This window comes from Caballeronia sp. LZ008 (assembly GCF_031451435.1).
In the GTDB taxonomy this organism is placed as follows: domain Bacteria; phylum Pseudomonadota; class Gammaproteobacteria; order Burkholderiales; family Burkholderiaceae; genus Caballeronia; species Caballeronia zhejiangensis.
In genome coordinates this window covers 34,984-42,515 of record NZ_JARUXK010000001.1, presented here as the reverse complement: position 1 = coordinate 42,515, position 7,532 = coordinate 34,984, and the positions used below count along the sequence as shown (strand labels likewise).

Genomic DNA, 7,532 nt, shown 5'->3' with positions numbered 1-7,532 from the left:
GGTCAGCACCGCGTAAATAAGGTACGCGATCGAGAGACCGATCAGGATCAGCAGCCGCTGCGCCATCCCGCGCGCGAACACCGCGACGCCGCCCACGCACAGCACGGTGACGAGCGCCATCCACGATTCGAAGCTGCTGCCCATCACGCCTTTCACCGCGATCGGCGCGAGATTCAGCCCGATCACGCAGACGATCGCGCCCGTCACGACCGGCGGCATCAGCGCTTCGATCCACTTCGTGCCGACCGCCGCAACGATCAATCCGATGATCGTGTAAGCCACGCCGCACGCAATGATCCCGCCGAGCGCCACCGGTATGTTCAGGTTCGGGCCGTGACCGCTGTATCCCGTCACCGCGATCACGAGACCGATGAACGCGAAGCTCGAACCGAGATAACTCGGCACGCGCCCGCCGACCAGCACGAAAAACAGCAAGGTGCCGATGCCCGACATGAAGATGCACAGATTGGGATCGAAGCCCATCAAGAGCGGCGCGAGCACGGTCGAGCCGAACATCGCGACGACGTGCTGAACGCCCATCGCGATCATCTGCGGCCAGGCGAGGCGCTGGTCGGGCCCGACGACGCGACCCTCCTGGGCGTCCGGCTGGACCGGCCAGCGCGGGAAATAGGAATCGGACATCGGCGGGGCTCCTTGGCGGCGGTGAGGCGCCGCTCCGTGCGGCGCGCTCGATCTGAAAAAATCAGGCGCGAGTGTACGGAGCGGGCTCTCGGGTGGCAAGCGAGCCGATATTACGACCGTTTGGCCGTCGCATGCCCGCGACGCGTCACACTTTTCCCGCGCCGGAGACGTCGCGCTCCAGCTCGAAAACCGCGACCGCGCTCTTCAATTGCTCGGCCTGATCGGCCATCGCGCCCGCCGCGGCGGCGGCCTGTTCGACGAGCGCCGCGTTCTGCTGCGTCACCTCGTCCATCTGCGCGACCGCACGATTCACCTGCTCGATGCCCGCGCTCTGCTCATGCGATGCCGACGAAATCTGCGCCATGATGTCCGTCACGCGCTGCACGGCCTGCGTGACTTCGGCCATCGTCGCGCCGGCACGCTCGGCGAGCGCCGCGCCGCTGTCCACGCGCGCCGTCGACGCTTCGATCAGCTCCTTGATTTCCTTCGCCGACGTCGCGCTCCGCTGCGCGAGCGAGCGCACTTCGCCCGCGACCACCGCGAAGCCGCGCCCTTCCTCGCCGGCGCGCGCCGCTTCCACGGCCGCGTTCAGCGCGAGTATGTTGGTCTGGAACGCGATGCCCTCGATCACCGCGATGATGTCCGTCATGCGCTTCGAGCCCGACGCCAGTTCGCGCATGTTGTCGACGACCTCGCCCACGAGCTCGCTGCCGCGCGCCGATACATCCGACGCGCCGCGCGCGAGCCCGCTCGCTTCGTCCGCGTTGCTCGCGTTCTGCCGCACGGTCTGCGTGAGCTGCTCCATGCTCGACGCCGTCTCTTCCAGCGATGCCGCCTGCTCTTCCGTGCGCTGCGACAGATCGGTGTTGCCCTGCGCGATTTCGCGCGATGCGTACAGGATCGAATCGCTCGAATGCCGAATCCCGCCGACGATGTCCGCGAGCTTCGCGCTCATGTTGCCGAGGCTCGCGAGCATGCTGCTGTCGTCGCCGGGACGCGTGGCGACGCGCGTCGCCAGATCGCCGCGCGCGATGCGGTCGGCGATATCCGCCGCGTACGCCGGCTCGCCGCCGAGTTGCGCCGACAGACGCCGCCCGATCAGCACCGCGAGCAACGCGCCCGCGACCATCGCGCCGAACACGAGCGCGAGCATCACGACGCGCATCGTTTCATACTCCGATGCCGCGCTGCTGCGCGCCTCGGTCGCGCGCTTGCGCTTGAAGTCGGCGAGACGCTCAAGCGATTCGCGCGCCTTCTCGCTCGCGGCGATCGCGCGCGCGATGAGGCCCATCTGATCGACGTCGACGGGCATCGCTTTCTTGCCCATCTGCATCAGCACGATGTCTTCCCACGCGGCGACGGACTTGCTGGCCGCATCGTAGAGCGCGAGGCTTTCTGCCGAGCGCATCGTCGGGCGCATGCGCTCGAACGCGCGGTGCATGCTGTCGAGCGATCCGGCCATGCCTTCCTTCAGCTTTTCCTTGCCGGCATCGTCGGCGAAAGTGAGGTTGGCGGCGGCGAGATCCGTGTTGAGCTTGTGCTTGTTGATTTCCTCGACCCAATAGAGGCCGTCCATGTGACGGTCGCCGATTTCCTCAATCAGGAAGTTCATCTTCGAGAGCGAAACCACGCCGGTGGCGCCCACGCACGCAGTGAACAGAATCACGACCGCGAAAGACAGCAAAAGCTTGCTGAGCACGGACAGGCGGTCAAACCATTTCATCGAAGTCTCCTCTTTCACGCCCCGCGGACGACGCCCGCGGACGGCGCGGCGCAAACTTCGGTTCGCGCACAGAGTGGCTTTACGGCGCTCGCTGCAAAATTCTTGAGCGCGTATGAAGGAGATAACGCCGGCGAAATGGACGCTGAAACGAGGACGAAAGAACTGCGAAAGCTCGTCCGAAAGAAATCCGCAAATTGCTGCTAAGTAGCAGACAACCTAAGCAAATTCCTAATTGGGAATTTTCTGATTTGGGCGCCCAACGCTGCAACGTATGCTTTGTCCATGCGTGTTCCATGTACGCGCATGTCGTTGCAACTCTCCGATTTCCGCCCTTGGCACCCGGCTTGGGCGGTTCTTTTTTTTGGGCGCCCGTTTTCGTCGATGCGATTTTCGAACGCATCGATATCGAACCGACGCCCGAGTTCCTCGGGCGTCATCCGCCTTACTGCCGCACCGGTTTCTTCGCCAATTTGCGCTGCAGCGTGCGCCGATGCATGTTGAGCGCGCGCGCCGTCGCGGAAATATTGCCGTTGTTCTCCGCCAGCGCGCGCTGGATGTGCTCCCATTCGAGCCGCGCGACCGAAAGCAGCGTCGGGTTCTCGATCGCCTCTTCGGCCGTCTGCTCGCTCGCCTGCTCGTGCAGCGCGGAAAGAATCGATTCGACGTTCGCCGGTTTCGCGAGATAGTTGTCCGCGCCGTCCTTCACCGCCTGCACGGCCGTCGCGATGCTCGCGTAGCCGGTCAGCACGAGAATGCGCGCGTCCGGTTGCAGGTCGCGCAGCGGCGCGACGAGGCGCAGGCCGGAATCGTTGCCCAAGTGAAGATCGACGGTGATCATGCCGAATTTGTGCTGGTTGGCGAGCTTCAGCGCTTCGTCCGCATTGTGTGCCTGATGCGGCGTGAAACCGCGCCGTGTCAGGCCGCGGGCGAGAATGCCGGCAAAGACTTCATCGTCGTCGATGATCAGGAAGTTGGTATCGCTCATGTGTTTCTTCTCCAAAATGCCGCTCGCGTGCGCCTGAGTTCGAGTTCAGGCCGCGCCGCTTCGTTCAGTTCTTGCCGTCTGCGCGGGCGCCGCCACCGCGCCGCGATTCGGCAGGCGCAACACGGCGCACGTGCCGCGCGGCTTGCCGTCGATCAGTTCGATCGAACCTGCGAGCCGCGCCGCCGCCGCGAACGCCAGATATAACCCGACGCCGTGTCCGCCCTGCGTGCTGTCCACCGGTCCGGCGCCCAGCGTGCCGCGCAGCGCGGCGGGAATGCCCGGACCGCGGTCGCACACGTCGAAGCGCACGTAATCCAGTTCGTCGACGGTTTCCGCCGACGCCTGCAGCGTCACCGATTCGCTGCTCGCGCGCGCGGCGTTGTCGAGCAGGATCGTCAAAATCTGTCCGACGGCGACGGCATCGTCGATCGATGCATCCGCGGGCGTCCGGTCGATTTGCGCGAATTTCACCTGCGGATGCCGCAGACGCCATTGCTCGATGAAACTCGACAGCCACTCGTCGAGCGCCTGGCGGCTCGACGGCCCGGTCGCGCGGCTGCGCAGGCGCGCGAGCGCGGACGTGCACAAAGCCATCTGCTGTTCGAGCAATTCGAAATCGGCCGCGTAGGGTGCGAGGTTCTTGTCGTGCGCGGCGGAATCGCGCAATTCCTCCGACAGCATCGCGATGGTCGAAAGCGGCGTGCCCATTTCGTGCGCGACGGTCGCCGCCTGCACGCCGAGCGCGACGGCCCGCTCATCGCGAAGATGACGCTGCTGCGCGTCGGCAAGCGCGGCGTCGCGCACGCGCAGCGCCCGCGACATGCGCGCGACGAACCAGCCGATCAGCACGACGCTCACCATGAAGTTGACCCACAGGCCCGTGCGGAAATAATCAAACAGATTGGCCGGATTCTCGATGTTGAGCGGCACATAGTTGTAACTAAGCAGCGCGTAACAGGTGACGGCGAAGAGCGCGAGGCAGGTCATCATCGTCCACGGCAGGACGGCGGCGGCGATCGCGAGCGACGGCAGATAAAGCGTGACGAACGGATTGGTCGCGCCGCCGGACAGGAACAGCAGCGCCGACAGCGCGCCGAGGTCGACGAGCATCTGCCCGAACAGTTCGAGATTGGTTTCCGGACGCGCCCGCGCGACGCGCATCCACGTGAGGCCGTTGAAGACCATTTCGAGCGCGATGACGAGCAGCATCGCGGGCAGCGGAAGCTTCGCGCCGAAGAATATCTGGACGACGGCGATGGTCGTCAGCTGGCCGATGATCGCGAGCGAGCGAAGCCAGAAAAGATGACCGAGATTGACCCGTCCGGTGTTGGTTATGCGATGCATCTGATTGAGTGCGTGTTAGCGCGTGCGCGCTCCGTGCGACATTATCCCGTTTGCATCCCGCCTGCTGCGACATCTGGCGCGATTTGTCGCACCTCGGCACGCGCTCTGCTAACTGGAAGTCGTGCCGCGCCCGGCTTCCGTTGTGAGACACGCGGGACACAGACAACGAATGCCGGGCCGCAATCGATCCAGCGGCAACGCGGGCAGCGACGCGCACCAGCAGGACGCATCGCCCGCGAGCGCGCCGCAGCGAAACGTCGCGCCGCAGCGTTCGCAAACCTGCGCGCCCGGCGCTTCGCGTTCGTTCGTTTCCGTGGATGGGTTCATCATCTTGTCATCAATCTGCCGAAACGATGATCGCACGCCGGAACGCCCGCCGGAAAACGTGGCGCGACCGCGGCAATTCGTCCTGCCGCGGAGCGTCGGTCCTGTACAATTCGGCGTGTTTAAACGCTCCTCGCCTCATTTGCCGCCATGTCCGAGCTACCCGACCTCACGCAAATCGCGCCGACCCTGAAGGCTGAAATCCTGGCCGAGGCGCTGCCCTACATCCGTCAGTATCACGGCAAGACGGTCGTGATCAAATACGGCGGCAATGCCATGACCGAAGAGCGCCTGAAGCAGGGCTTCGCGCGCGACGTCATTCTGCTGAAGCTCGTCGGCATCAATCCGGTGATCGTGCATGGCGGCGGCCCTCAGATCGATCAGGCGCTGAAGAAGATCGGCAAGCAGGGCACCTTCATTCAAGGCATGCGCGTCACCGACGAAGAGACGATGGAAGTCGTCGAGTGGGTGCTCGGCGGCGAAGTGCAGCAGGATATCGTCACGCTCATCAATCACTTCGGCGGCCACGCGGTCGGTCTGACCGGCAAGGACGGCGGCCTGATCCACGCGCGCAAGCTGATGATGCCGGACCGCGACAATCCGGGCCAGTTCATCGACATCGGTCAGGTCGGCGAGGTCGAGGCGATCAATCCGGCGGTCGTCAAGGCGCTGCAGGACGACGCGTTCATCCCGGTCATTTCACCGATCGGCTTCGGCGAAGACGGCCTCTCGTACAACATCAACGCGGACCTCGTCGCGGGCAAGCTCGCCGTCGTCCTGAACGCGGAGAAGCTCGTCATGATGACGAACATCCCCGGCGTGATGGACAAGGAAGGCAATCTGCTCACCGATCTTTCCGCGCGCGAGATCGACGCCCTCTTCGCCGACGGCACCATCTCCGGCGGCATGCTGCCGAAGATTTCGTCCGCGCTGGATGCCGCGAAGAGCGGCGTGCGCTCGGTGCACATCATCGATGGCCGCATCGAACATTCGGTGCTGCTCGAAATCCTGACCGAGCAGCCGTTCGGCACGATGATCCGCTCGCATTGAGCTCGTTCCCTTGCTAAAGACGCCCGCCTTCGCGCGGGCGTTCTTACGATAACGGCGCACGATGACCGCGCAACGCATTTCCCGCCGACGCCGCGTCAAGACGCGCGGCCCCGTCTGGCTCTTCGATCTCGACAACACGCTGCATCACGCGTCGCACGCGGTGTTTCCGGCGATCAATCGCGGCATGACGCAGTACATCATGGATCGCCTGAACGTCGACGTCGACGAGGCGAACCGGCTGCGCGTCGGCTATACCGTGCGTTACGGCGCGACGCTGCTCGGGCTCGTGCGGCATCACGGCGTCGATGCCGCCGACTTCCTGCACGAGGTGCACACGTTTCCCGATCTTGCGTCGATGCTGCGCGCCGAACGCGGCCTCACGCGCATGCTGCGCGCGCTGCCCGGACGCAAGATCGTGCTCACCAACGCGCCGACGCTCTACGCGCGCACGGTGCTCGCGGAACTGGGCATCGCGAAGTTGTTCGAGCGCGTGATTGCCATCGAAGACATGCGCAGCGGCCACCATTGGCGCGCCAAGCCGGATGCGCCGATGCTCCGCCACGCGATGCGCCGCGCGCACGTGCGTCTCGAGGACGCGATTCTCGTCGAGGACACGCGCGGGCATCTGAAGTCGTATCGGCGGCTCGGGATTCGCACCGTGTGGATCGTCGGACATCTGCCGGTCGCGAAAACGTCGAACGGCGGGCTGTCGATTCGCAAGCCCGGTTCCGGGCGGCCGCACTATGTGGATCGCACGGTGCGCTCGCTGCGCGCGCTGACGCAATCGCGCCGATTGCCGCTACATCCGAAATAAGCGGCGCGCGAGTATGTCTTCGAGGTCCGAGCGTGCATCGACGACGAGATGCACGTAAATCGTGTCGCCATCGACCTTGTAGATGATGCGGTTCGTGCCGCTCGGCACTTCGTAATAGCCCGACATGCGAAAGTCGACGAGCTCGGGCGGCGTCGAGCCGTTGCGCGGCGCGGCTTCGATCTCGGCAATGGTTTCCGCGAACTTGTTGCGCGTAGCGGCCCACGCCGTGCCGCCGAACTTGTTGATGACATAGCGCCGGAAATCCTGCAGATCCCGACGCACCGGATCCAGGAAAACGGTCTTCATTTGAAGCCTTCCTCGCGGTCCATGCGCTCGATCTCGGCGAAGACATCGCCGGCGCTCACGCAGTGGCCGGCTTCGATGGTCTTCTGTCCCATCGCGAGAATCTTCAGCAAGGCAAGCGTCTGATGCAGGTCTTCATAGGACTGCACATCCTGCACGACGACCCTGCCTTCACCGTTCTGCGTGATGAGCATCGGCTCGCGGCTCTCGACGATATTGCGGATCATCTCGGCCGCGCGGCTCTTCAGGTGACTGAGCGGTCTGACCCGGCTCGGTTTCATGTCCTTTCCTCGGGACGACGAGGCGATTAGACAATATAGACGCTAAAGCGGGCCGCATCCAAGGCG

General features: G+C 64.5%; 9 protein-coding genes. 2 read left to right on the top strand and 7 right to left on the bottom strand.

What is annotated here, in order from left to right; all coding sequences use genetic code 11:
• From QCE49_RS00205 to QCE49_RS00185, 5 genes are all read right to left on the bottom strand, one after another.
• On the bottom strand, nt 1-642 hold a 642-nt coding region (locus QCE49_RS00205), incomplete at its 3' end, for a solute carrier family 23 protein (protein ID WP_309805611.1).
• A gap of 145 nt (nt 643-787) precedes the next feature.
• Nucleotides 788-2,365 (bottom strand): methyl-accepting chemotaxis protein, encoded by a 1,578-nt coding sequence (locus tag QCE49_RS00200; RefSeq protein WP_250456655.1) that lies wholly within the window; start codon nt 2,363-2,365, stop codon nt 788-790.
• 442 nt (nt 2,366-2,807) lie between these two features.
• Nucleotides 2,808-3,350 carry a response regulator transcription factor gene (locus QCE49_RS00195; RefSeq protein ID WP_008351997.1) on the bottom strand — a complete coding sequence of 181 codons (543 nt, stop codon included), beginning with the start codon at nt 3,348-3,350 and terminating at the stop codon, nt 2,808-2,810.
• Nucleotides 3,351-3,395: 45 nt separating this feature from the next.
• Nucleotides 3,396-4,694 carry an ATP-binding protein gene (locus QCE49_RS00190; RefSeq protein ID WP_008351999.1) on the bottom strand — a complete coding sequence of 433 codons (1,299 nt, stop codon included), beginning with the start codon at nt 4,692-4,694 and terminating at the stop codon, nt 3,396-3,398.
• 108 nt (nt 4,695-4,802) lie between these two features.
• Nucleotides 4,803-5,024 (bottom strand): cysteine-rich CWC family protein, encoded by a 222-nt coding sequence (locus tag QCE49_RS00185; RefSeq protein WP_008352000.1) that lies wholly within the window; start codon nt 5,022-5,024, stop codon nt 4,803-4,805.
• A 144-nt stretch (nt 5,025-5,168) separates the two neighbouring features.
• Here QCE49_RS00185 and argB point away from each other — a divergent pair, with 144 nt between their 5' ends.
• Complete coding sequence (gene argB / locus QCE49_RS00180) at nt 5,169-6,068, top strand: acetylglutamate kinase (RefSeq protein WP_008352001.1); 900 nt, start codon at nt 5,169-5,171, stop codon at nt 6,066-6,068.
• A gap of 61 nt (nt 6,069-6,129) precedes the next feature.
• Nucleotides 6,130-6,882: a pyrimidine 5'-nucleotidase gene (locus QCE49_RS00175; protein ID WP_008352002.1), complete on the top strand. Its 753-nt coding sequence runs from the start codon at nt 6,130-6,132 to the stop codon at nt 6,880-6,882.
• Here the strand turns inward: QCE49_RS00175 and QCE49_RS00170 are convergent.
• Nucleotides 6,868-7,188: a type II toxin-antitoxin system RelE/ParE family toxin gene (locus QCE49_RS00170; RefSeq protein ID WP_008352003.1), complete on the bottom strand. Its 321-nt coding sequence runs from the start codon at nt 7,186-7,188 to the stop codon at nt 6,868-6,870. The genes QCE49_RS00175 and QCE49_RS00170 overlap by 15 nt on opposite strands.
• Nucleotides 7,185-7,466: a type II toxin-antitoxin system Phd/YefM family antitoxin gene (locus tag QCE49_RS00165; protein WP_034470337.1), complete on the bottom strand. Its 282-nt coding sequence runs from the start codon at nt 7,464-7,466 to the stop codon at nt 7,185-7,187. Before QCE49_RS00165 ends, QCE49_RS00170 begins: the two co-directional genes overlap by 4 nt.
• Nucleotides 7,467-7,532: the final 66 nt, after the last annotated feature.

What these genes read in the sequence shown, in the direction of transcription:
- QCE49_RS00165 (WP_034470337.1), bottom strand. Translation starts at nt 7,466, where the DNA reads ATGAAACCGAGCCGGGTCAGACCGCTCAGTCACCTGAAGAGCCGCGCG.
- argB (WP_008352001.1), top strand. Translation starts at nt 5,169, where the DNA reads ATGTCCGAGCTACCCGACCTCACGCAAATCGCGCCGACCCTGAAGGCT.
- QCE49_RS00190 (WP_008351999.1), bottom strand. Translation starts at nt 4,694, where the DNA reads ATGCATCGCATAACCAACACCGGACGGGTCAATCTCGGTCATCTTTTC.
- QCE49_RS00170 (WP_008352003.1), bottom strand. Translation starts at nt 7,188, where the DNA reads ATGAAGACCGTTTTCCTGGATCCGGTGCGTCGGGATCTGCAGGATTTC.
- QCE49_RS00195 (WP_008351997.1), bottom strand. Translation starts at nt 3,350, where the DNA reads ATGAGCGATACCAACTTCCTGATCATCGACGACGATGAAGTCTTTGCC.
- QCE49_RS00175 (WP_008352002.1), top strand. Translation starts at nt 6,130, where the DNA reads ATGACCGCGCAACGCATTTCCCGCCGACGCCGCGTCAAGACGCGCGGC.
- QCE49_RS00200 (WP_250456655.1), bottom strand. Translation starts at nt 2,365, where the DNA reads ATGAAATGGTTTGACCGCCTGTCCGTGCTCAGCAAGCTTTTGCTGTCT.
- QCE49_RS00185 (WP_008352000.1), bottom strand. Translation starts at nt 5,024, where the DNA reads ATGATGAACCCATCCACGGAAACGAACGAACGCGAAGCGCCGGGCGCG.